We start from the raw sequence: 24999 nt of genomic DNA, 5'->3' as shown, positions 1-24999 counted from the left end.
CGAGATGAGCAGAGGGCGGAATGGTTCAGATAAACCCGAATATCGTTGCAACGGCGGAGCCGCCGATTCCGGAGGCGATGGCCTGGCTGAAGGAAGCCCGGCCGACGCCGGATCGGCCGCTGCTGAATCTGGCGCAGGCGGTGCCCAGCTATCCGCCGGACCAGACCTTGATGCAGGCGATGTCGCGGGCGGCCCTGGACCCGGAAACCGCCTTCTATACCCCGATACTGGGGATTTCGCCGTTGCGCGAACGGCTGGCCGAGACGATTTCCCGGGATTATGCCGCGACGGTCCAGGGCGACGATGTCGCGATCACGGCGGGGGGCAACCATGCCTTCTGCATGGCGGTGCTGGCATTGGCGGGCCCCGGCGATGAAATCATCGTGCCGCAGCCCTGTTACTTCAATCACGAGATGTGGTGCCAGATGCAGGGCATCAGAACGGTGCCGCTGCCCTGTCGCCCCGGCCCGTCGGGGATGCTGCCGGACCCGGCGGAGGCCGAGACGCTGATCGGGGAGAAGACGCGCGCGATCCTGCTGGTAACCCCCAACAATCCGACGGGTACGATCTATTCACCGGACCTGTTGGACGCGTTTCACGATCTCGCCCAGCGGCACGGAATCGCCCTGATGATCGACGAGACCTATCGCGACTTCCTGGCGGACGGAACCCCGCCGCACCGGCTGTTTCAGGACACCCGTTGGCGTGACGGCTTCGTGCATCTGTACAGTTTTTCGAAAGTGTACAGCCTGACCGGCTATCGTGTTGGCGCGCTGACCGCCGGGCCGGAGATCATGGGCGCGATCGGCAAGATTGCGGATACGGTTACCATCTGTCCCAGTCATATCGGACAGTTGGCCGCGCTTTACGGTCTCGACGAACTGGATGCCTGGAAGCGTGCCCGACGCGATGAAATGACGGCGCGGGTGAATGCGTTGGATGCCGCCTTTGCCCAGAACCCGGGCGGCTATCGCCTTGTGTCGCGTGGTGCGTTCTTCGCCTATCTGGAACATCCCCATGCCGATCGTGGCGCCGCAGACATCGCTCGCTCGCTGGTAAGGGATAAGTGCATTTTCGTTCTGCCCGGGCCGATTTTCGGGGAAGGTCAGGAACGGTTTCTGCGGGCGGCCTTTGCCAATGTGGACGAGGCCGGGATCGCGGATTTGGGAGCGCGCCTGTCGGAGGGCTAGATGTCCACCGTGGAAATGCCCGATGTGCATGTCGAGAATCCCCGAACACGTCGTTGGGGCATTCTCGTGCTGCCAAATTTTCCGATGCTTGCCTATTCGTCTCTGGTGGAACCGCTGCGGGCGGCGAACACGGTCACCGGCCTGCCGCTTTATGAATGGATCACGGTTTCGCCCTTTGGGCGGATCCCGAAATCGTCGAGTGGCCTGGGGGTCGTCGTGGACAGCGTCGCGGAAGAAGCCCCCTCCGTCGACCGCCTGGTCGTGGTGTCCGGTGTCGATGCCCACGAATACACGTCCCAGCCCGCCTATAGCTGGATTCGCCGCGAGTTGCGGCGCGGCGCGGCCATCGGCGCGGTGTCGGACGGGGCCTTCTTTCTGGCCCGGGCCGGCCTTCTGGACGGCTATCGCTGTACCCTGCATTGGCGGGTCCAATCCTCCTTTCGGGAGGCCTTCCCGAAAATCGAATGTAGCCGCGATCCCTTCGTGATCGACCGGGACCGGTTCAGCGCGGCGGGCGGTGTCAGCACCCTGGATATGATGCTGGCGATGATCGAGGCGGATTACGGGCCCGACCTGACCCTGGCCGTGTCCGAATGGTTTCTGCACAATCGGTTCCGCACTTCGGACGACATGGATGTGCTGTCGATCCGGCTGCGAACCGGGGTCGGGGACGGCCGCATCCTGCAGGCCATTGTTGAAATGGAACAGAATATCGAGGAACCGCTGCCGGCGGACGAACTGGCCCGGCGGATTGGCGTTTCGGTCGATACGCTGGAACGTGGTTTCAAGCGCGCCGTCGGGCAGACGACAATGCATTACTACCGCAGCCTCAGGTTCCGGCGGGCGCGCGATCTGCTGGAAGGCACGGCCCTGAGGATCAGTGAAATCGCGGTGGCATGCGGCTTCTCCGACAGCTCCAGTTTCGCGCGTGCCTACCGGACTCATTTCGGTGTTTCGCCACGCCAGTACCGGCAGCGGACGATGGATCGATTCAAATCCGCGTGAGAGCCGACAATGCCGCCATGTGCGGTTTTATGTATGGTAATAGCGGATTTCGGAACATACGACCGGCAGGTTTTCTTCCAAGCTTAACAAAGTCGCTTGGGAGACGATGTATCGCATGAATGGATTTCCATGCGGTTTTCCGATGGGCTTGTCACGGGGCGGAACGATCCCGGAAAGCAGTGGGGGAACGGAGAACCTGCGCGTTCAGACAACTGTCCGTGCACAACGTGCCAGCCGGCGCGGCGCCGTTCTTCGTGATATCATTTTCTCTACAAAACCGAACAAAAACAATGGTTTGAAAGTATCATTGGGGCCGGTCCGGATTCCCGGAGCCGGCGGCGTCTGGGGAAGTGTGACAAAGCTTGGAAAGAACAGCCGGAACAGGCTCGAAACGGCCCGCAGGGGGCCATACTGAACAAGGAGGCGTAACTTCGATGCGTAAACTGAACGAACCGAGTTTCGAGGGCTTGAGCGACAAGGATCGCGCAACAGTCGTCGAAATGGTCAAGAAGGGCGCGAACCGCCGTGAGGTGATGGCCTGGATGATGGCAGCGGGTGCGACCGCCGCCGCGGCGGGATCTGTCTTCGGCGGCGCCAAGGAAGCCTGGGCCAACACCCCGAAAAAGGGTGGCCGCATGGTGATCTCCAGTGACCAGCACGGCCCGGCCGATACGCTGGACCCGGCGGCGATGACCGCCTCCATCGACTATATCCGCAGCCGCATGGTCTATAACGGCCTCGTCCGGATGCAGCAGGACCTGTCCTACGAGCCGGAGCTGGCCGAAGAAATCCTGCCCAATGCCGACGCGTCCGAATGGACCTTCAAGCTGAAGAAGGGCGTCGAATGGCATAACGGCAAGTCCTTCAACGCCGACGACGTGATCTACACGATGAACCGCCATCTGGGCGAGGATTCGAAGTCGGTGCTGAAATCGCTTTATGAAGGCGTGGAAAGCTGGCAGAAGGTCAACGACCATGAGGTCAAGGCGGTCCTGAAGACCCCGAATGCCGACCTGCCGGCGATCCTGGGCCTGTTCCAGTCCAAGATCATTCCGGATGGTCAGACGGATTTCTCGGCGCCTCCGGGCACCGGTCCGTTCAAGGTGTCGGAGTTCAAGCCGGGCGTGCGCTGTGTCGTGCAGCGTAACGAGAACTATCACGAGGACGATGGCCCGTATCTCGACGAGATCGAAAGCTTCGGCATCGGCGACTCGACGGCGCGCATCAACGCCCTGAAGGCCGGCGATATCGACATCATGGCGAACCTGCCGCCCAAGTCGATCGAGGATATCGAGCAGAATGGCGACACCGAAGTCTGGTCGACGCCGTCCTCGGCCTACATCACCTTCGCATGCCGCCAGGATCAGGCGATTTCGGGCAATCGGGACCTGGTGCGTGCGCTGCAGTTGCTGATGAACCGCGAGCGTGTCGTGAAGGGCGTGTTCAAAGGGCAGGCCTCGGTCGGTAACGACCATCCGATCGGTCCGGCCTATTTCGACCATTGCGCGGATATTCCGGTGCGCGAACTGGATCCGGATCAGGCCAAGTTCCACTTCGAGAAGTCGGGTTTGGGCCAGACACCGATTCCGATCGTCACGGCGGAAGTGGCACCGGGCTGCGTCGAAATGGGAACGTTCCTGCAGCGTGAAGCCAGCAAGATCGGCATGAACATCGATCTGAAGAAGGTGACCACCGACGGTTACTGGAGCGCGGTCTGGCTGAACGAGCCGATCTGTGCCGTGTCCTGGAACATGCGCCCGACGGCGAACATCATGATGACGCTGGCCTATGCGAGCGATGCGAACTGGAACGAGACCTACTGGAAGAACGAACAGTTCGACAAGCTGCTGGTCGATGTCCGCTCGGTCACCGACCCGGCTACGCGTAAGCAGATGTACTGCGACCTGCAGACCCTGATCTGGGAGCATGGCGGTTCCATCACGCCGGCCTACCGGAACTACGTGGATGCCGTGCGCAGTCATGTGAAGGGTCTGACCCACGTGCCGCTGAATGCCTTCGGCGGCGCCGAATGCCCGCAGTATCTGTGGCGTTCTGACGCCTAAGCGTCCGGAAGGGCGGGTCGCCGGTGAACCGGCGGCCCGCGTTTCCTCAACCGATCGCGCGGGGATGCGTTCCGATCCGGCGGCGGCCATGGGTGCCGCCCGACCGTAACGCGCCATGGCCGAGTCCGGGGGGGCCCATGTTATCGATTATCTTTCAACGCCTGTGGATCGGGGTGATCACGGTCTTCTTCGTGTCACTGATCATCTTCGTCTGCACCCAGATCCTGCCTGGGGATGCCGCGGAAATGCGGCTGGGACAGGCTGCGACCGACGAGACCCGCGCGGCACTGCGCAAGGAACTCGGCCTCGATCAGCCGATCTACATGCAATATCTGAACTGGGCGGGAAACTTCCTGCAGGGGGATCTGGGCAAGTCGCTGGCGGGGGACCGTTCGATCTCGGAATCGATCGGCGACCGCTATCAGGCGACGCTGACGGTCAGCATTCTGACCGCGGCCATCGGCATACCGGTCTCGCTGTTTCTCGGGATCATGGCGGCGATGTTCCCCGGCAGTCTCTATGACCGGATCCTGACTTTCGTGTCGGTTTCGCTGGTCGCGGTTCCGGAATTCTTCACGGCGACCCTGATGGTGCTGATCTTCGTCTTCGCCTGGGAGGCCCTGTTCGGGTTCCAGCTTGCCAATGCCGTGGTCGTCGGCAGCACCGACGACCTGAACGTCTTCGAACTGATCGGACATTACGCCCTGCCGATCGCGACCCTTTGTTTCGTCATCGCCTCCCAGCTGATCCGCATGACCCGCGCGGCGGTGCTGAACGTGATGAGTTCCCCCTACATCGAGATGGCGATCCTGAAAGGCGTGCCGCGCAAACGTATCATTCTGCGCCATGCGCTGCTGAACGCCATCGGACCGATCGTCAATGTCATCGCGCTGAACCTCGCCTATCTGGTTTCCGGGGTCGTCGTGGTGGAGGTCTACTTCGCCTATAACGGCCTCGCGACCTTCATCGTTCAGGGCGTGCAGCAGCGCGATTTCGTGCTGGTCCAGTCGATCGGCATGCTGTTCTGCGCCACCTACGTCATCCTGATGCTGCTGGCGGATATTGCATCCATCGTGTCCAACCCGCGTTTGAGGCACCCGAAATGAGCGACTATACGAGCGACAAGAGGGCGGGGCACGGCGAGCACTACGTCAAACCCTTCGAATCCGAGGAAATCTCCTTTGAGGAACTTCAGGACGCGGCGCCGTCCTCCAGGTTCAAGCTGTCCGTTTCGGGCTGGGTCGGCACGGTCATCGTGGCCTTCTGGGTGGTGATCGCGGTCTTCGGCCAGGTCCTGGCCCCCTATGACGAGGCCGCCTTCCCTGTCGAGGAATACTATCAGGGCGATATTCCCGACGATGTCGAGGAATACGGCGAGTTTCGTGGGCCGTCGGACATGGCCTGGCTGGGCACGAACCGGGACGACCGGGACGTGCTGTCGCGCCTGATGTACGGTGCGGGCCGGACGATCGGGATTTCCTTCGCGGGCACGGTCCTGGCCTATTTCCTGGGGGTCGTTCTGGGGATCGGGGCAGCCGTGGCCGGACCCAAGGTCGACATGGTGGTCAGCCGCCTGAACGATGCCTTTATCAGTCTGCCGACCATCATGCTGGGCCTGATCGTGGTGACGGCCGTCGGCTCGTCGGTGCCGGTGCTGATCGTAACGGCGGGGCTGATCTACATGACGATCGTCTATCGCCTGGCGCGGGCGATCGGCATGGAAATCATGGTGATGGACTATGTCGAAGCGGCGAAGGTCCGCGGCGAAGGCATCTGGTGGATCGTCACCAAGGAGATCTGGCCCAATGCCGCGATGCCGTTGATCTCGGATTTCGGTTTGCGCCTGATCTACGTGATCCTGTTCGTCTCCAGCCTCAGCTTCCTGGGCATGGGCGTACAGCCGCCTCAGGCTGACTGGGGCCTCATGGTCCGCGAGAATCTGAGCGCGTTCCAGACCTACAACGCCTCGCTGCTGCCCGTTTTGGCGCCGGCGCTGGCGATTGCGACGCTGACGGTCGGGATCAACCTGATCGTCGACGATATCTCCGCCCATGCCGGCGGCAAGCTGACCAAGGCGATGTGATCCATGTCTGACGACGAAATCGTTTTCGAGGTCGACGACCTTCGTATCCACGCGGTCCGCGACGACGGCAGCGAGTTGCCCATCGTGAAGGGCGTGGACTTTCAGGTGAAGCGCGGTGAGGTCGTCGCCCTGATCGGGGAATCCGGATCGGGAAAGACCACCATATCCCTCTCGGCCCTGGGCTACTGCAAACCCGGACTGAAATTCGCGGGCGGTGAGGCGCGGTTGCTGGGCCAGAATCTGACCGGCCTGACGACAGAGGAACTGCGGCCCTATCGCGGGGAACGGGTCGCCTATCTGGCGCAGAGCGCTGCCGCGACCTTCAACCCGTCGATCAAGATCAACGAACAGGTGACCGAGGCGCCGGTCCTGCACGGCAGCAAGACGCAGGAGGAGGCCAACAAGAAGGCGTTGGAACTGTATCATGCGCTGGAACTGCCGGATCCGGAAAACATCGGGAACCGATATCCGCACCAGGTCTCCGGTGGCCAGTTGCAGCGGTTGATGGCGGCAATGGCGCTGTGCGGCGATCCCGACCTGCTGGTGCTGGACGAGCCGACGACGGCACTGGACGTGACGACACAGATCGAGGTGCTGAAAGCCTTCAAGAAGGTCATTCAGGAAGAGGGCGCTGCCGCGATCTATGTGACCCACGATCTGGCGGTCGTGGCGCAGATCGCCGATTACATCGTCGTTCTGTATCACGGTGAGATTCAGGAGAAGGGGCCCACCGACGTCATCATCAACAACCCGAAGCACCCGTATACCAAACGCCTGATGGCCGCGGTCCGGCCGTCACCGGCGGCAGGGCAGGGGGATGATGATACCGGCGATCATGGCACTGACGTTCCGGCCCTGGACGTGCGCGACGTCACGGCCGGCTATGGCAAGGGGCCCGGCGGGAATCCGCTGGTTACCATCCTGCGGCATGTGAACCTGTCGATTGAGCGCGGCAGTACGGTCGGGATCATCGGGGAATCGGGCTGCGGCAAGTCCACGCTGGCCCGCGTCATGGCGGGACTACTGCCCGCCGCCGAAGGCGAGGTGCTGCTGGACGGCGAACCGATGAGGGCCAGCTACCGGCAGCGTACCCGCGACGACCTTCGCAAGGTTCAGTTTGTCTACCAGATGGCGGATACGGCGCTGAACCCGCGTCAGCGGATCGGCGATATTCTGGGCCGGCCGCTGGAGTTCTATCACGGTCTGCGCGGCAAGAAGAAACGCGAGCGCGTGGCCGAACTCCTTACCCTCGTCGACCTGCGCCCCGAATTCGCACAGCGTCTGCCGCATGAATTGTCAGGCGGGCAGAAGCAGCGCGTGAACCTGGCCCGGTCCCTGGCGGCGGAGCCGGAAGTCATGCTGTGTGACGAGGTCACCTCGGCGCTGGACAGCATCGTCGGGGCCAATGTCATCGAGTTGCTGAAACGACTGCGCCGGGAAACCGGCGTGTCCTTCGTGTTCATCAGTCACGACCTGTCGACCGTCGCTTCTTTCGCCGACGAGATCTGTGTGCTCTATGCCGGTCGCGTCGCGGAAAAGGGACCGACGGATCAGGTTCTGTCCCCGCCCTACCATCCCTATACGCGGCTGCTGATTTCCTCTGTTCCGGAGATGCGGGTCGGCTGGCTGGAGGAATCGATGCAAAGTCGCGAGGCCCTGGCCGGGATCGCGCGCGGCGTGAAGATTACCGAAATCGGATGTCCGTTCTTCGAACGCTGTCCACTGGCGATCGAGGGGACCTGCGATAAGGTCGATCCCCCGACCCGACGGGACGGCAAGGGGCATGTGATCGAATGTCATCGCGAGATTTCTGAACTTGGCGGTTAGCGCGATCATAGTTTTCGATCCGATCAGAAAAGATATTGATATCAGCGTTTGGCCTAATGCGCTGCCGCGGTTACACTTCCCGCGACGGAGGGGCATGACGCCCGAAGGTGTTTCTGACGGGGTGGATCCGACCGGCTGCGCATGCAGGCCTGGGATATCCGGCAGATGCCGATCTTCGTCACGCAGGGCGGTACGACAGAACGTTAAAAGGACCCGAAAACCGGGGCGGTTTCATCCCCCGTTGAAACCGCGCGTCGAGTATAGCCACCAGCGTGTAATGACCAAAACAGGAGAGACAGGCACATGAAAAACTTGATCCAAACGGGGCTCAACAGACGACATTTTCTGCAGGCCAGTGCGGCGACCGGTGTCGCGGCCAGCCTTGTAGGTGGCAAATCCGCCATGGCGGCACCGAAGAAGGGTGGGGTCATGCGCATGGGCAAGGCCCATGGTCAGACATCCGACTCACTCGATCCGGGGCATTCCGAGAATGGTTTTACCATCGCATTGCTGTTCGGGATTCACGGATACCTGACGGAAGTCGGGGCCGATGGCTCGCTGCAGCCGGGCCTGGCGGAAAGCTGGGAAGCCTCCGCTGATGCCGCGGTCTGGACGTTCAAACTGCGCCAGGGTGTGACCTATCACAGCGGCAAGAGCTTCGGTGCGGAGGACGTGATCGCGTCGCTCAATCATCACCGGGGCGAAGCATCCACCTCGGCGGCGAAACCGATCGTGGCCTCGATCATCGAAATGACCGCCGACGACCCGCATACGGTGACGTTCAAGCTGGACGGCGGCAATGCGGACTTCCCCTTCGTGCTCAGCGATTACCACCTGTCGATCTGTCCGGCGAAGGATGGAAAGCTGGATTGGGAATCCGGAGACGGTTGCGGACCGTACAAGCTGCGTGAATTCAACCCCGGGGTTTCGGCGTATTTCGACCGCAACGAAAACTACTGGAAAGAAAACGCGGCCCATTTCGATGCCGTCGAGATGCTGGCTCTGGTCGATCTCAACGCCCGGACGACGGCGCTGGTCTCGGGTGAGGTCGATGCCATCGACCGTCTCGATCTGAAAACCGTCGGTCTGCTGGCGCGAAAGTCGGGCATCAACATCCACTCGGTTGCGGGCACGCAGCATTTCACCTTCGCCATGTCCTGCAACACGGCGCCCTATGATGACGTCAACGTTCGTCTGGCGCTGAAATACGGCATCAACCGACAGGAGATGGTCGACAAGATCCTGTTCGGCTATGGCGTGGTCGGCAACGACCACCCGATCGGCCAGGGTCAGCGTTACTTCAACAAGGATCTGCCGCAGCGCGAATACGATCCGGACAAGGCCAGGTTCCACCTGAAGAAGGCCGGACTGGACGGCTTGAAGGTCAACCTGTCGGCGGCCGATGCGGCTTTCCCCGGCGCGGTCGACGCGGCGGTCCTGTACCAGAACTCCGCCAAGGATTGCGGCATCGACCTGACCCCGGTGCGGGAGCCGAATGACGGCTACTGGGCCGATGTCTGGATGAAGAAGCCGTTCACCGCGGTCTACTGGAGCGGCCGCCCGGTCGAAGACCAGATGTTCGCAACCGCTTACAAGACCGGCGTCGACTGGAACGACACCTTCTGGTCGAACGAGCGGTTCGATGAACTGCTGGTCCAGGCCCGGGCGGAACTGAACGACGATACCCGTCGCGCCATGTATTACGAGATGCAGGAAATCCTGCACAATGACGGCGGCGTCATCGTTCCGATGTTCGCATCCTATGTCTTCGCGACCTCCGACAAGGTCGTGCATGGCGACTTCGGATCCAACTGGGATCTGGATGGCGAGCGCTGGATGGAGCGCTGGTCCTTCGCCTGATCCCTGGGATCGGATTGACGGAAACGGGCGGTCTTCGGGCCGCCCGTTTTCTTTGCGACAGGGGGCAATGCGCGAATATCGATTGAACAGCCCTGCGACGAGGCGAGTTTTTCACCGTCATTGGAAGCGATGTCCTGATGCCCTCTGGCGGCGGCCTCTGCCTTGTTCCGATTTCCTGCCTGCCCCTTGGTGCTCCCAGGGTGCCCGCGCTTTACCGTCTTATGCCATTTCAATATAACCGGCATGTCGTTCGGGCGCGGCGCCGCAGGGGGCTGGACCGTGCCATGGGAAGGGAAGACTGACGGTTATGGGGCTCGGGCGCGAATTCATTCAACGGTTGCTGGATCTCAAACGCTCGGGGAATCTGGACCGGATCGACTCCGTTGCCGAAATTGGAAATCAGCAACTGGGGCACAGGCTGTTGACCAGCCCGATCCTGCCGGAATTCCTGTCCGCCTTTGATGCATCCGATGACTTCGACATCGCCGCCCTGAAAACCCGTCAGGGTGACGTCGCCCATGGCGACATCCACCACCAGGCGCCGGACCAGCCCAATTCCCGACTGCTGTGGCATGCCATCGGCGCCAGGTATGCCGGTTTCGACCTCGACGATGATCCGGACACGGTGGCGCTGGACCTCAATTTCGACAGCGTCCCGGAGGAACATCGAGGGCAGTACGGTCTGGTGACCAATCTCGGCACGACCGAACATGTTCTGAACCAGTTCAATGCGTTCAAGGTCATGCACGACCTTTGCCGGCCGGGCGGCCTGATGGTTCATGAACTGCCGAACAGCGGGTATCTGACCCATGGTTTCTTCACCTACACGCCGAAGCTGTTCTGGCAACTGGCCAAGGCCAATGATTATGTCGAAGTAGACGGCGGGATAGAGAGCGATCTGCCGTCAGGCGGCGACTATCGCGTCTATGATATCCAGGCGGCCTACTACAGCAGCCGGATGTGGGCGCCCTGGGTAACGCGTCAGGTCCGGGGACGGGATATCGGGATTGTCGCCGTCCTGGCGAAACGACACGACGCGCCCTTCAGGATGCCTCTGGATGCCGCTGATTTCGGGTCGGGCGACGGATCCGATCCATCCCTGGTCAAGCGGTACCCGGCCTATTTTGCCGGACAGGATGTCGGCCGGTCGGGTCCCGGTCCCGCATTTACGCCGATCCACCGTCATGCGGTCGACGAGGAGTTCTGTCTTTTGGTGGCGACAAGGCTGGGCGACCGGTGCGCAACGGAGATCCGGAACCTTGCCTTTGACTTCGAAGGAACGGTGCCGCGCGCGGATCTGGTCTGCCGTTACCTTGATCGTGTTCGGGAGATCCTGCTGTCCGCCTATCAAACATCCCGACCGATCCCGGTTGCCGAGGGCACCATCGATCTGGCCGGGGAGGACTTCTTCGGTGTCGAATGGGGGATCGCCCTGTCAAACCGGCTGGGTCAGCGTTGGCGCTATCTCGGGCCGCGCGACCGTTCCACGGTCCTGATGTCGCTGAAGCCGGGTATCGAATATGTCGTTGAGTTCGATATTCTGGACGTGAAGCCCGGGGTGGCGGAGGCGCTGACCATCGCCTGCAACGATGTTCATTGTGTCACCGAGATCCGAAGCACGGATGGCGGTCTGACGGCCTCCGCGCGGATCGAACCGGCTATAGTGGCGAGGGAGGGCGATGGGACGGCCATCGAACTGCTGGTCCGGAATTCACCCAATCGGTTCCGTCCCGGCAGCAGCCTGACCGACGTGCCGCCGAATCGTGCCTCATTAACGGAAATGCGTGTTCGCCCCGCCGAAAGCGAGATTTGAGATCATGAGCCAATACAAATCCATTCTGGCCGTCATCCTGGTCAACGCGATGCTGATCGTCCTGCCGCTGGCGGCGGTGGAAGGCTACTACCGCTATTTTCGCGACGATCTCGAGGTCCCGGCGAACGCGCTTTGGCAGCGTTTCCAGCCCTATATCATGTTCACCACGGTCGCTCAGACCTATACCGGCTGGACCGATACCTATACCGGGGAGCACATTCCCGCCGAGGTGACGACCAATTCCATCGGTTTTCGCGATGACCGGGAGTTCGATTTCGCCAAGCCGTATCAGAAGGCGCCGAATGAGAAGGTCGTTCTGTTCACCGGCGGGTCGGCCGCCTGGGGCGTCGGGGCGACCCGTGGCGACACCACCGTCGCCGGCCGGATGGAGCATTACCTGAACGCGGCTCAGGACGATTACAAATACACCGTCGTCAACCTGGGGATGGGCAGCTACATCGCCTATCAGCAGGCCATCGCGCTCGACCTGTACGGCGAAGCCTTCGATCCGGACTGGGTGGTCGTCTGGGACGGGTTCAATGACGCCAGCGTCGGCTGCGGCTATGCGCAGGGGGCGGGGAACCCGATGTATTTCGCGGTGATGAAGTCCTATATCGAGGGGTATCTGCTGAACAACACCAACCCGCCCTTCTATCGCGGCGCGTTCTACAACGAGCTGCTGAAATACAGTCACGCCGTCCGGAAGATTTCCGGTGAGCAGTATATCGAGAACACGCAGACTTACGACGACCACAATACCGAAGCCGCCTATCGCGGCGTCATCAACCCGGACGCCAGGGTCGGGGACGCGCCGCGCATGGTGGAGTTCTATGTCAAGGCGCACCGCATGATTGCCAATCGGTTCTCCGACGCCAACGTGATTCTGTCGACGCAGCCTTCGACCCATCAGGTCAACAACCTGTGGAGCGACTATTATCATCAGGCCGGAACCGACCTGTATTCCGCGCGCCGCGAGGCATTGGCGAAGCGCTATGACGAGACGATCGCCGCGGTTGCCGACCAACCCTGCAACAAGTCGACCTACAATCCGGCCATGTACTACGTCTATGCGATGGGGGCGATTGAGGTCGAATCCTATGTCGAGGAACTGCGGCAGGCCGGGCGGAATGCCTCCTACTACAACACGTCGATGCTCTATCCGTCCGGTATGGAGGAGCGGCAGCGGCATTTCATCGACGTCGTGCATCTGAAGGACAGCGGCATGGACATTGCCGGCCGCTTCCTGGCCGGGCGCATCCTGCACTCGGATCTCGGAATCGCCGTCCCGACCGATTATCTGCCCCAGGAACTGCTGAGCCATTTTGCGCCGGAAGCCGTCCGGGCCAAAGCCGAGGCGCGCACCGGGATTACTGCCGTGTCGGCGACCTATGGCGCCAATTGCGGCGCGGTCGAGGGCAATGCGACCGCTTCCGTGACCAGCGACTGCCTGGGGAAGGAGCAGTGCGAATACTCGATCGACGTCTATCGGCTGGGCGATCCCGCCGGCGGCTGCGGCAAGGACTTCACCGTCAACTGGCAATGTACCGGCGAAACGGACCTGCGCAGCCTCTATGTCGAGGACGAGGCCGGCTATCCCGCCCAGACCATCCAGATCGGCTGCGGCGACTGACGGCGCAAGGAACGCACTTCGGCAACCGCGAAAGACCGGCGCAGCATGCTGGAAGCGGGATGGATTGGAAGAAAAGAATGGCTGGGGCGCTAGGATTCGAACCTAGGAATGCCGGTACCAAAAACCGGTGCGTTAGACCACTTCGCCACGCCCCAATCGCGTCCGTGTCACGATGGGGCGCAATTTAGTCGGGGCGTCCGGAATGGGCAAGATGCTATTGAGGGGCGACGCGACATTCACGCCGGCCCATGCCCGCCCGCGTTGGATGACGAGTCCGTGACGCGGCCGGATCTTCCATGCTAGACTGCGCCGCGCATCCGCCGGGGAACGGCAGGTGACGAATCTCCTGGCAACCGATAGGCTGCGCGACCGCGTTCCGGCGCGCCAATCAGGATTGACGGTCCCTTACTCGCCATGGCGTTTCAGCAGAACTTTCTGGATGAGATCCGCGCCCGCGTGCCGCTGACACAGCTGGTCGGCCGCCGGGTGCAGTTGAAGCAGCGCGCCCGCGATGACTGGTGGGGCCTGTCGCCCTTCACCAATGAGAAGACCCCATCCTTTCATGTGAAGGACGACAAGGGCTTCTATCACTGCTTCGCGTCGGGGGAGCACGGCGACCATTTCTCCTGGCTGATGCAGGTCGAGGGGCTGAGCTTCCCGGAAGCGGTCGAGACCCTGGCGGGATTGGCCGGAATGGAGGTGCCGAAATCCTCGCCGGAGGAGCGCCGCCGCGAGGAAAAGCGCAAGGACCTCACCGAAGTCGTCGCCTTTGCCGCGACCTGGTACGCAAGACAGCTTGATGCGCCGGCCGGGCGAGAGGCACGGGACTATCTGAAAGGGCGCGGGCTGGAGGCGCTGACGATCGAGACTTTCGGCCTGGGCTATGCGCCGGATGATCGCGAATCGCTGGCGGCAGCGGCGAAGGAGCAGGGCATCGAGATGCCGCAGCTGATCGAGGCCGGCCTGTACCGCAAGCCCGATGACGGCCGAAGCCCCTATCCCCTGTTCCGCAACCGCATCATGTTCCCGATCAACGACCGGCGCGGTCGGCCCATCGCCTTCGGCGGGCGGTTCATGGGCGACGCCAAGGCGATCGGGGTCGGAAAATACATCAACTCCCCGGATACGCCCCTCTTCGACAAGTCGCGCACGCTCTACAACCTGGAGCGCGCCCGGGAACCGGCGCGTCAGGGCGAGCCGCTGCTGGTGGTCGAAGGCTATATGGATGTCATCGCCCTTTGGCAGGCCGGGTTTGTTTCCGCGGTCGCGCCTTTGGGAACCGCAGTGACGGAACACCAGATTGCCGAGCTGTGGCGCTTCCACGACGAGCCCGTCCTCTGCCTGGACGGCGATGTCGCCGGGCAGAAGGCCGCGATCCGCGCCGGGGAGCGCGCCCTGCCGGGCCTGAAACCGGGCAAGAGCCTGTCCTTCGCCTTCATGCCGGAAGGCGACGACCCCGACAGCCTAGTCAACGGTCCGGGCGGAGTGCGGGAGATGAACGAACTGATCAAGCAGGCTCAGCCGCTTTCGGACTTCCTGTTCGAGACGGAAAGCGATGGGGTGCGCCTCAACACGCCGGAGCGCCGCGCACGTCTGGAAGCCGACCTGTTTCAGCTGATCGGCGGAATTCAGGACGAGCTGGTCCGCAAGGAATATCAACGATCCTTCCGCGACAAGCTGTTTCAACTGCACCGCCGGCACAGCCAGACCCGTCTGAAGCAGACGCGCCGTCAGGCCATCCGGGAGATGCGTGCCACACGCAACGATGCCCGTGGGCCGCAGGCTGAACAGCCTTTCGGCCGCAAGCTTCTGGAGACTGCGGGCAAGCGGCTGGTCCGTCGTCGACAGGAGATCGTTCTGGCCACTTTGGTCAATCACCCGGTGCTGATTCCGGAGTTTGACGAGGCCCTGGATGCAATTGCCTTCGACCCCGACCTTGACAAGCTGCGCGCGGAACTCCAAAAACGCGCCCTAGCGGGCGATACGCTTGACCCGGAGGCGCTTACGCACCACTTGATCGCAGGTGGGGTGGAAGCGCCTTTGTCTGCTGTTACCCATCCGGATGTGTTCCGACTGGCGCCGCAGGCCAAGGCGACTGCCGAAACGGCAGATGCCCTGCGGTTGTTGGAACACATACTGCTGATCGGACAGCAGTCGGTTTTGTTGGGGGAATACCGAACGGCCGGACGCCTTCCGGGGGAGGAAGGCGCTGCGGCAGACAAGCGGGACCTGCGGTTGGAAGCGCTTCGGCGCTCGGTCGAGGACGGCGAAGGCCGGATCGGCGCCGGGCTGTCGGACGACGGCGAAGATTACTGATCTACAGCGGCTGCGCTCACGGGCGGTGCGGCGGCGTTGGAAGGAAAACGGGCAATATGGCGACCAAAGCGGAATCGAACGAAGCGACCGAGAACACCGAAGAACAAGGCGACGGTCCGGTCCTCGAGGACTCCCATTCCGCGGTTAAGAAACTGCTCCAGAAAGGCAAGGAGCGCGGCTTCATCTCGATTGACGAGCTGAACGAGGCGCTGCCGCAGGAGCAGGTGTCTTCCGAGCAGATCGAAGACGTGATGACCATGCTGAACGACATGGGCATCAATGTTGTCGACGGTGACGAGCAGGAAGGCGACAACGAAGCACGCCCCGCCGAAGAGCGCGGCACCGAAGCCAGCACCTCCGATGCCGGCAACATCTCAGATGACGAGGTCGGCCGCACGGACGATCCGGTGCGGATGTATCTGCGCGAAATGGGGTCGGTCGAGCTGCTGTCCCGCGAAGGCGAAATCGCGATCGCCAAGCGCATCGAGGCCGGCCGCGAGAAGATGATCGGCGCGCTGTGCGAAAGCCCGCTGACCATGCGTGCGATCACCGACTGGCACGATCAGCTGGTCGAGGCCCAGATTCTGCTGCGCGACGTCATCGATCTGGATGCGACGATGTCCTCCGGCCCGGATGCCGACGACATGGCCGACATCGAAACCGGCGACGAGGAAGCTGGTGAGGTCGAAGAGGTCAAGGCGAGCAATCAGAAAAAGGCCGACGACGAGGACGAAGACGGCGGGGATGAGGATGGCGACGACGGCGCCATGGCGGAAGAAGCGAAACCCGCCAAGCCCGCCGCAAAGCCTGCCGCCGAGGCCACCGAAGAGAAGGAAGCCGGCGCCGAAGGCGAAACGGCCGGCAATGGCGAAGACGGCGACGACGAGGACAATGAAGACAACAACATGTCCCTCGCCGCCATGGAACAGGCGCTGAAGCCGACGGTCCTGGAGACCTTCGAGAATATTTCGGCGACCTATGCCAAGCTTCAGCGCGCCCAGGACAAGCGCGTGTCGACCATGCAGCGTGGCGAGGCGGTCTCCCGCTCGACCGAGCGCACGTATGAGAAACACCGCAAGGAACTGATCCAGCTGATGGACGAGGTGCGGCTGAACAATATCCGCATCGAACAGCTGGTCGAGGAACTGTATCAGATCAACAAGAGTCTGATCACGCTGGAAGGCAAGCTGCTGCGTCTGGCACTGGACTGCAAGATCGATCGCGAAGAGTTCCTGAACAGCTATTTCGGCCGCGAGCTCGACCCGAACTGGCTGGAGGAAATGGCGGACAAGTCCAACAACTGGGCCAAGTTCGCAGCGAAATATGCCGGGAAGGTCGAAGAACTGCGCGCCGGCATCTCCGAGATCGCCAACGAAGCGGGCATGCCGATCCCCGAATTCCGTCGCATCACCTCGACGGTGCAGCAGGGCGAGCGTGAGGCCAGCCGCGCGAAGAAGGAAATGGTCGAGGCCAACCTGCGTCTCGTCATCTCCATCGCCAAGAAATACACCAACCGCGGCCTGCAGTTCCTGGACCTGATCCAGGAAGGCAATATCGGCCTGATGAAGGCGGTTGATAAATTCGAATACCGTCGCGGCTACAAGTTCTCGACCTATGCCACCTGGTGGATTCGGCAGGCGATCACCCGGTCGATTGCCGACCAGGCCCGTACGATCCGTATCCCGGTCCATATGATCGAGACGATCAACAAGCTGGTCCGCACGTCGCGTCAGATGCTGCATGAGATCGGTCGTGAGCCGACGCCGGAGGAACTGGCCGAAAAACTGGCCATGCCGCTGGAGAAGGTCCGCAAGGTCCTGAAGATCGCGAAGGAGCCGATCTCCCTCGAAACGCCGATCGGCGACGAGGAAGACAGCCATCTGGGCGACTTCATCGAGGACAAGAACGCGATCCTGCCGTCCGATGCGGCGATCCATTCCAACCTGCGCGAAACGACGACGCGGGTTCTGGCCTCGCTGACGCCGCGCGAAGAGCGTGTGCTGCGCATGCGCTTCGGGATCGGCATGAATACCGACCATACTCTGGAAGAGGTCGGTCAGCAGTTCAGCGTCACCCGCGAACGTATCCGCCAGATCGAGGCGAAGGCACTGCGGAAGCTGAAACACCCGAGCCGCAGCCGCAAACTGCGCAGCTTCCTGGACTACTGACGGTCGCGCGATGCTGTCCCTCAGGACCGCGACGCCGGATGACAAGGATCTGGTGGCGGATATCCTGAAGGACAGTTATCCGGCCGGTCTTGCCAGCCATTATCCGCCCGAGATTCTGAACGCGGTCCTGCCGCTCATGTGCCTTGCGCATCCCGTCCTGCTGTCGCGGGGGACCTATTTCATTGCGATGCTGGGCGGCGAACCGGCGGGCTGCGGCGGCTGGTCCAATGCGGCGCCCGGCGGGGTCGGCATGGAACCGGGCCTGGCCCACATCCGGCATTTTGCCGTGCGGACCGGAAGCATGCACCGCGGTGTCGGACGGGCGCTCTATGATCGCTGCGCGTTCGAGGCCCGGACACTCGGCTATGATCGCATCGAGACGGAGGCTGCCCTGAATGCCGAAGGCTTTTACGCAGCCCTGGGCTTTCGCGCGCTTTGTCAGGCAAGCGAGGAGGTCAACGGCGTGGCGTTCGCCTATATCCGCATGGAACGCGACCTTCAGGAAAGGTGAACCGAATGCAGGGCCATGGCGGCGGAATGCGGGCGATGCTGGACCGGGCCGTCGGACCCTATCTCTGGCGCCCCTGGTACGACCGCGTGGCGACCCCGGCCGTTGCGAAGGTGTTCTTCCCCCTGTCCCGCGCCTGGGCCGCCGCGCTGGCCGCCGAAGGTGATCCCGATCGATTCCTGGTCGAGCTGGATGACGGTCCGCCCCGCCGGACGGTGGGGGCTGGGCTTCTGGGCCTGATCCAGTCAGCCGCCCTGGCGCATGAGACCGCTCGCGCCGCCTGGGAAAATGCTTTCTTCGGTCATGGCCGTGGCGACCTCGCCTATCGGGAACGGGCCCGGCTGAGGGCTGCCCGGAAGCTCATGGCATTGCGTGCGGCCTTCCTGCCGGGACATCTGGAACGGGCCTTTGCCTCGGTTCGCTTCGGAATCGAGGATGAGGCGTCCGTCGCATCGCGTCATGCCGCCCGGCTGGACTCGCCGGACGGCCTCGCAATGCCCGATCTTGACCTGCCGGTGCGCGAAAGCCGGCGGGTCATGCTGGACGGTGCCTATTGCTCCTGGCTGCGTTTCGATCCGCCGGTAGAGTTCCAGTCCGATGCACCGGTTGAGGCACGGCTGCGGGTTCCGGCGGCGGATGCGTCGCGCGGGACGGTGATCTTCGCCCACGGCATCGGCATGGAAGGTGAATTCTGGGGCGATCGGGGCGGTGTCACGGACTGGTACCTGTCGCATGGCTTCCGCGTGGTCGAACCGCAGGGGCCGTGGCATGCCTATCGGCGTCGCGCCGGCTACTATGGCGGTGAGCCGATTCTGGCGCGCGGACCGGCCGGTCTCCTCGATTACTCCTGGTGTCATCTGCGGGAACTGGGGCGCCTGATCGCCTGGGCGAAATTCTCGGGGGATGGCCCGGTCATGCTGAGCGGGATCAGTCTGGGCGCGCTGACATCGATGCAGCTTCTCAGTTGGGCGCGTTTCTGGCCCGAAGCCGCGAAGCCGGACTACGCCCTGCTGATCGCGCCGGCGGCGTCGCTGACGGAAGTGACCTATCGCGGGTCCTTGAGCGGCGGGCTGGGCGTACCCGACGCCCTGCGTGAAGCGGGCTGGGATGAGGAAATGGGCGCGCGCTGGGCCCCTCTTCTGGACGCCGGCGAGAGACCGGGCATCGATCCCGACCGGATCCTCTGCGTTCTGGGCGATGCCGATGCGATTACGCCGATCGCCTCGGGCAGGGAACTGGTCACGCGTTGGGGCCTGCCGGCAGAGAACGTCTTTTCTCGGCCGCAGGGACATTTTTCGGTCTCTCTGGGCCTGACGGCCGCTCCGGAGCCTCTGGTGCGTGGCCTCACGCTCATGTCCCGGTGACCAGACCCATGCGCAAATCGCGGACCGGTCCCGCAGGCCACGCGCGCTTTTTTCCCTTTGCGAAAAATCGGTTATCATCGATATAGCGCGAACGCGATCCGGGCCCGTTTCGGACCGGACTTCGCGCTTTTTGGTAGGATGGTCATGGACGGGTTTATTTTGGATGATCTGGCGGCGGGAGCCCTCATACGGCCGGCGGAACTGACGGATCTGGACGATCTGGTGGCTCTTGAAGCGCGGTGTTTCGATACCGACCGGATCAGCCGACGCAGTTTTCGCCACCTGCTGACCAAGGGGCATCAGGCCGCCCGTGTCCTGGTCGCACCGGACGGCGTGATCGCGGGCTATGCCGTTGTGCTGTTTCATCGCGGCACGTCGCTGTCCCGGCTCTATTCGCTGGCGGTATTGCCGGAACGGCGTGGCTTGGGCTATGCCCGGGCCCTGCTGGCGGCGGCGGAGGAGGCCGCGTCGGATGACGGGGCGGCCTATCTGCGCCTGGAGGTGCATGCCGACAATGCGGAGGCGATCTCCCTCTATCGCCACTCCGGCTACAAGCCGTTCGGCCGCATAGCCGGATACTATCAGGACGGCGGCGACGCCCTGCGTCTGGACAAGGCACTGATCGGGAAACGGCCCGAAGGTGTCGAGGGGTTCCCGTATTATCCTCAGAGCCTGAATTTCACCTGCGGACCGGCCTGCCTGATGATGGCGATGGCTGCGCTGGACGAAGGGTATGAGATGAATCGGGTCGAGGAACTGCGCCTGTGGCGGGAATCGACCACGGTCTTCATGACGCGCGGTCCCGCCGGATGCTCACCCTATGGCATGGCACTGGCCGCCGCTCAGCGGGGCTTCAGGGTCAGCGTCCATGTCCGCGACCCCGACATGATGTTCGTCGACACGGTCCGCCGCGCGGAAAAGAAGGATGTGATCCGCCTGGTGCAGGAGGATTATCTGGCGCAGCTCAAGGAGACAGGGGTCCCGGTGGACAACATCGCCCTGACCCTGAGCGAACTGCAGGACCTGCTGAGTGAGGGCGCCGTGCCGATCGTGCTGATCTCCACCTATGCGCTCGACCGCGAAAAGGTGCCGCATTGGGTCGTCGTCGTCGCCATGGATGACCGTTTCGTCTATGTCCACGATCCCTTTGTCGACCCGGACGTCATCCAGAGCCAGACCGACCGCATGGCGGTCCCGATACCGCGCGACGATTTCGAACGCATGTCGCGCTATGGCCGCGCCCGCCAGCGCGCCGCCCTGATTCTTCAGCGTTAGAGGAGCCTTTCCGTGAGCCGAACCGTGTTCATCATTGATGACGGCGCCGAGTTTCCGTTTCCCGGGCCGGGGCGGGAAGCCGTGTCCGCCCATGACTACCTGATGCGGGCCAAGCCCTATGCAAAGCGCACCCGCGTGGTCAATCTGTGCAGCGACTACAGCTATCTCGGCCTCGGCTATTACTGCGCCCTGACCGCAGAGGCACGGGGCGACCGGATTCTGCCCTCGGCGGAGGCGATGTTGTGGGTCGGCTGGAAGCGCATCTATCGCCGCGCGCTGGGCGATATGGAACGCCAGCTGACCAAGGCCCTGCGCCGCAGCCCCGATCCGGAGGGCGAGGGCGGGGCGCCGATCACGGTCTGTTTCGGCATCAGCGCCGAAACCCGCTTCAAGCATCTGGCCCGTTCGGTCTTCGACGCATTCCGCTGCCCGATCCTGCGTGTTCACTACGAGCGGGCGGAAACCGAAGGCGGCGAACTCGTCTACCGCATCACCGATGTCCGTGTGCCGAACTGGAAGAAGCTGCCGCTGGCGGAGCGGCCCCTGTTCGAGAAAGGGCTGGATTCCTATACCAAACGGCACCGGCCGACCCCGGCCCTGGCGCGTGGCCCGCGCTATACGCTGGCGGTGCTGGTCGACCCGAAGGAGGCGATGCCGCCCTCCAGCCCACAGGCCATTGAACGCATCGTGCGCGTCGGCGCCTCCATGGGGGTGAAGGTGGAGACGATCGGCCGCCGCGATCTGCCCCGACTGGCCGAGTTCGACGCGCTGTTCATCCGCGAGACCACCGCCCTGGACCACCACACCTATCGCTTTGCCAAACGGGCCGAGGCGGAGGGCATTCCCTGTATCGACGACGCCATGTCGATCCTGCGCTGCACCAACAAGGTCTACCTGGCCGAACTGTTCAGGACCCACAACATTCCCTCGCCGCGCACCCGCGTGATCGACAAGGACAATCTGGAACAGGTGGCCGAGGAAACGACCTACCCCATCGTCCTGAAAGTGCCCGACGGGGCGTTTTCCCGGGGCGTGAAACGCGCCGATGATGCCGGTCAAATGATCAAGCTGGGCCGGGAGATGCTGAGCCGGTCCGACCTGATCCTGTCGCAGGAATACATGCGGACCGATTATGACTGGCGGATCGGCATCCTGAACGGTGCGCCGATCTTCGCGTCCAAGTATTTCATGGCGCGCGGTCACTGGCAGATCATCAACCATGCTGCCAAGGGCGCGCCGGACGAGGGCGGGTTCGAAACGGTGGATCTGGACGCCGTGCCGTCGGCCATTCTCGACGCTGCCCTGGCCGCCGCCAAACCGATCGGTGACGGGCTCTATGGCGTCGATACCAAGCTGATCGGCGACCGGGCCGTGGTGATCGAGGTGAACGACAATCCGAATCTGGATGCCGGCGTCGAGGACAAGGTCCTGAAGGACGGTCTGTGGCGCACCATCGTCTCGGATTTCATTCGCCGCATCGAGGCCGCCCGCTAGATCGAAACCAAAACCGGCGGCGGGGTGCAACCACACACTGGCGCAACCCGCCCGCCTTTGCTATAGGCCCAGAACGGTCGGCCAGCCCGACCCGGTGGGCCTGTAGCTCAGTTGGTTAGAGCGGACCGCTCATAACGGTTTGGTCGCGGGTTCGAATCCTGCCGGGCCCACCATCCTTTGTCGATTCTCATCGTTAATGCACACGAGTCTCGGAAACTCTGCGCACAAGGCCATTAGTTCATTCATTGATCGCCTTAAGGTGCGAGCAACTTCATGATTTTTCGTTAAAATGCGGTGCCGCCGATAATGGCGGCGTTTATGAGATTCCAGATTCTGCACTCAGTTTTGCGTTGAAAGTCGGTTTGGACGCCGATGTTCTGAGGCAATCGAAGTCTGAAGCCCTTTCAGAACACGGCAGCCGATCAGAGAATGTCTGCTTTAACTTCTGAAGCGGTCAAATCGCATTACCTCGATCAGCTTCCGTCCCTGACCCTTAACAGACGTCGAGGTCGACCTCGTGAGACCGTTCGAGGCGCCCGGAGTTTCCCCGGTTGCCCGCCGATTTAAGATGTTTCTATGACCCATCGTCGGTCATGCCCTTTGACATGGAGGAAGCGTATTCGGGTTCGACGCGGGCATCGATCAGGACGCAGCGGCCGTCGCGGACCTGGCGGGCGGCGGATCGGATGGCATCCGACAGGTCTTGCGGCCTGGAGATCGGGCCAATGCCGATCATGCCTTGCGCCTCGGCCATCGCCGCGAAGTCGATATCCGGACCGGCGATGGCCTGGCCGATCCACTTGTTTTCGGTGGGGCGGTTTCGCGCCTTGGCAACTTTCTCCTGGTGTATCTCGTCATTGTAAAAGGAGCGGTTGTTGCAGACGACGACCAGCATCGGGATCCGGTAGCGGGCCGCGGTCCATAACGCGGAAACTCCCATCATGGTGTCGCCGTCACCGATGACCGCGACCGGCAGGCGCCCGGTTTCCTGCAAGGCCAGTGCCGCGCCGACCGCCATGCCGGGCCCCGAGCCGATACCCGCCCCGCCGTCATACCCCAGATAGTCCAGCGGATGATGGAAATCCCAACGTCCGGCATCCCATCCCAACGGCAGGCGCATCAGTGTCGCTAGCTCTCCGCGAAGGCCTGCGCCGAGCGCGCTAGCGAAATCCTGCATCGAGATTGCGTCGGCGGCTTCGTCGAAAGCGGAATTGGCGGTCACAGGAATTGGGGGAACGGCGTCCGGCCGCGGGATTCCCAGGTCATCCAGCAAGGCGGCAACGCAGAGGTCAGGCTGCGTGGCGATGTGCAATTCCGCCCGAACCGGACCGGTATGATCGAAGGACCAGCCGTTCGACAAATGATGATCGATGGAAATGTTCACCACCGGAGCCGTTGATTGCGTGTGGCCTATCGATCCCGCGACGTCGACCCAATCGAAAGCAACGATCAAATCCGCTTCCCGCAACGCCGCTGCTTGTGGCTCCGACAGGAAGAAGGATGGCGGCCCGACATGCAGCGGATGGTCGGTCGGAAAGACCGCGCCGGTCTTTACGTCGGTCACCACACGCGCCCCGTAGTGCTCTGCCAGGGCGACGCGCGCGGACCAGTCCTCGGCAGAGCGGGTCATGCGCCCGAACATGAATGTCGGGTGTTCCGCCTGCTTCAGCATGTCCTTGAGGTGCGCGAGCTGCGAGGGCGACGGTGTCGGGACATCCGGCGTCGGGTATGTGGAGAATGTGGGAAGCGACGGCATGTCCGATATCGCGGCCTCCTGCACCGAAACGTCGAAGCAGACATAGGTGGGTGCTTGCGGGGCGGTCTTCGAAATCGAAAAGGCGTGCGCCATCGCATCGACCGAGGCGGGCAGGCTGGCGGGTTGATCGTCCCATTTCACATAGGGTCGGATGATCGCGGCCTGGTCGCGGGACGTATGTATCCAGTCAATCCACGGTCGGCGTAAATCGGCGGCGACCGGACCGGTGGCGCCCAGAATCAGCATCGGAACCCGGTCACACCACGCATTGTAAATCGCCATGGAGCCATGCATCAGGCCGACATTGGCATGCAGGATGACCGCCATCGGCTCGCCGGTTACCTTGGCCCAGCCATGTGCGATTGCGACGGCATGCTCTTCATGAAGGCAGAGCAGCATTTTGGGATCGGTATTGCCCAGATGGTTTACCAGACTGTCGTGGAGTCCGCGAAGGCTGGAGCCCGGGTTCAGCGCGACATATTCAATGCCAAGGCGGCGCAGCGTCTCGGCAAGGGCATCGCTGCCCCATAGCGTGTCGCCGGAGCTCGGCACAGGCGTTTCGGCGGGGTCGTCTTTCCTCGGGTTTACCAATTCCTGCTTCCTTCGCTATTGTGCTGCATCTTTCGCGCTGCGACATAGCCCGTCCG

The 24999-nt window shown here is 62.6% G+C and carries 16 protein-coding genes and 2 tRNA genes; 16 read left to right on the top strand and 2 right to left on the bottom strand.

Annotation, left to right across the window (positions count from 1 at the left end; genetic code table 11):
- Positions 1 to 20 precede the first annotated feature (20 nt).
- The 9 genes from R8L07_02655 (at position 21) to R8L07_02615 (ending at position 13471) form a co-directional block, all read left to right on the top strand.
- Positions 21 to 1190, top strand: a complete 1170-nt coding sequence (locus R8L07_02655) for an aminotransferase (protein ID MDW3204416.1) — start codon at positions 21 to 23, stop codon at positions 1188 to 1190.
- The gene (locus tag R8L07_02650; protein ID MDW3204415.1) at positions 1191 to 2195 is read left to right on the top strand and encodes a GlxA family transcriptional regulator; all 1005 of its coding nucleotides are present in this window, start codon (positions 1191 to 1193) and stop codon (positions 2193 to 2195) included.
- Between the two features lie 434 nt (positions 2196 to 2629).
- Positions 2630 to 4258: an ABC transporter substrate-binding protein gene (locus tag R8L07_02645; protein MDW3204414.1), complete on the top strand. Its 1629-nt coding sequence runs from the start codon at positions 2630 to 2632 to the stop codon at positions 4256 to 4258.
- Positions 4259 to 4395: 137 nt separating this feature from the next.
- The gene (locus tag R8L07_02640; protein MDW3204413.1) at positions 4396 to 5364 is read left to right on the top strand and encodes an ABC transporter permease; all 969 of its coding nucleotides are present in this window, start codon (positions 4396 to 4398) and stop codon (positions 5362 to 5364) included.
- Positions 5361 to 6341: an ABC transporter permease gene (locus tag R8L07_02635; protein ID MDW3204412.1), complete on the top strand. Its 981-nt coding sequence runs from the start codon at positions 5361 to 5363 to the stop codon at positions 6339 to 6341. The genes R8L07_02640 and R8L07_02635 overlap by 4 nt, the downstream gene beginning before the upstream one ends.
- A gap of 3 nt (positions 6342 to 6344) precedes the next feature.
- Positions 6345 to 8168, top strand: coding sequence for an ABC transporter ATP-binding protein (locus tag R8L07_02630; GenBank protein ID MDW3204411.1), 1824 nt, complete (start codon positions 6345 to 6347; stop codon positions 8166 to 8168).
- 303 nt (positions 8169 to 8471) lie between these two features.
- A complete protein-coding gene (locus R8L07_02625; GenBank protein ID MDW3204410.1) occupies positions 8472 to 10028 on the top strand; it encodes an ABC transporter substrate-binding protein in 1557 nt (518 codons plus the stop codon).
- 307 nt (positions 10029 to 10335) lie between these two features.
- Positions 10336 to 11841, top strand: a complete 1506-nt coding sequence (locus R8L07_02620; GenBank protein ID MDW3204409.1) for a hypothetical protein — start codon at positions 10336 to 10338, stop codon at positions 11839 to 11841.
- A 4-nt stretch (positions 11842 to 11845) separates the two neighbouring features.
- On the top strand, positions 11846 to 13471 hold the full coding sequence (locus tag R8L07_02615) for an SGNH/GDSL hydrolase family protein (GenBank protein ID MDW3204408.1): 1626 nt from the start codon (positions 11846 to 11848) through the stop codon (positions 13469 to 13471).
- A 78-nt stretch (positions 13472 to 13549) separates the two neighbouring features.
- On the opposite strand, the gene R8L07_02610 is transcribed toward R8L07_02615, so the two are convergent.
- Positions 13550 to 13626: transfer RNA gene (locus R8L07_02610), tRNA-Gln, on the bottom strand.
- A 259-nt stretch (positions 13627 to 13885) separates the two neighbouring features.
- Here R8L07_02610 and dnaG point away from each other — a divergent pair.
- From dnaG to R8L07_02575, 7 genes are all read left to right on the top strand, one after another.
- Positions 13886 to 15787: a DNA primase gene (gene dnaG, locus R8L07_02605; GenBank protein ID MDW3204407.1), complete on the top strand. Its 1902-nt coding sequence runs from the start codon at positions 13886 to 13888 to the stop codon at positions 15785 to 15787.
- Between the two features lie 56 nt (positions 15788 to 15843).
- On the top strand, positions 15844 to 17955 hold the full coding sequence (rpoD, locus tag R8L07_02600) for an RNA polymerase sigma factor RpoD (protein MDW3204406.1): 2112 nt from the start codon (positions 15844 to 15846) through the stop codon (positions 17953 to 17955).
- A gap of 10 nt (positions 17956 to 17965) precedes the next feature.
- Complete coding sequence (locus R8L07_02595) at positions 17966 to 18466, top strand: GNAT family N-acetyltransferase (GenBank protein ID MDW3204405.1); 501 nt, start codon at positions 17966 to 17968, stop codon at positions 18464 to 18466.
- A 5-nt stretch (positions 18467 to 18471) separates the two neighbouring features.
- Complete coding sequence (locus R8L07_02590) at positions 18472 to 19827, top strand: hypothetical protein (protein MDW3204404.1); 1356 nt, start codon at positions 18472 to 18474, stop codon at positions 19825 to 19827.
- Positions 19828 to 19971: 144 nt separating this feature from the next.
- The gene (locus R8L07_02585) at positions 19972 to 21102 is read left to right on the top strand and encodes a GNAT family N-acetyltransferase/peptidase C39 family protein (protein ID MDW3204403.1); all 1131 of its coding nucleotides are present in this window, start codon (positions 19972 to 19974) and stop codon (positions 21100 to 21102) included.
- Between the two features lie 12 nt (positions 21103 to 21114).
- On the top strand, positions 21115 to 22596 hold the full coding sequence (locus R8L07_02580) for a RimK family protein (GenBank protein MDW3204402.1): 1482 nt from the start codon (positions 21115 to 21117) through the stop codon (positions 22594 to 22596).
- Positions 22597 to 22692: 96 nt separating this feature from the next.
- Positions 22693 to 22769, top strand: a tRNA-Ile gene (locus R8L07_02575).
- Between the two features lie 401 nt (positions 22770 to 23170).
- On the opposite strand, the gene R8L07_02570 is transcribed toward R8L07_02575, so the two are convergent.
- On the bottom strand, positions 23171 to 24943 hold the full coding sequence (locus tag R8L07_02570) for a thiamine pyrophosphate-binding protein (protein ID MDW3204401.1): 1773 nt from the start codon (positions 24941 to 24943) through the stop codon (positions 23171 to 23173).
- Between the last annotated feature and the right edge of the window lie 56 nt (positions 24944 to 24999).

The sequence above is a fragment of the Alphaproteobacteria bacterium genome (assembly GCA_033344895.1).
GTDB lineage: Bacteria > Pseudomonadota > Alphaproteobacteria > UBA8366 > Aestuariispiraceae > Pacificispira.
This window is presented reverse-complemented; position numbering and strand designations above follow the sequence as displayed.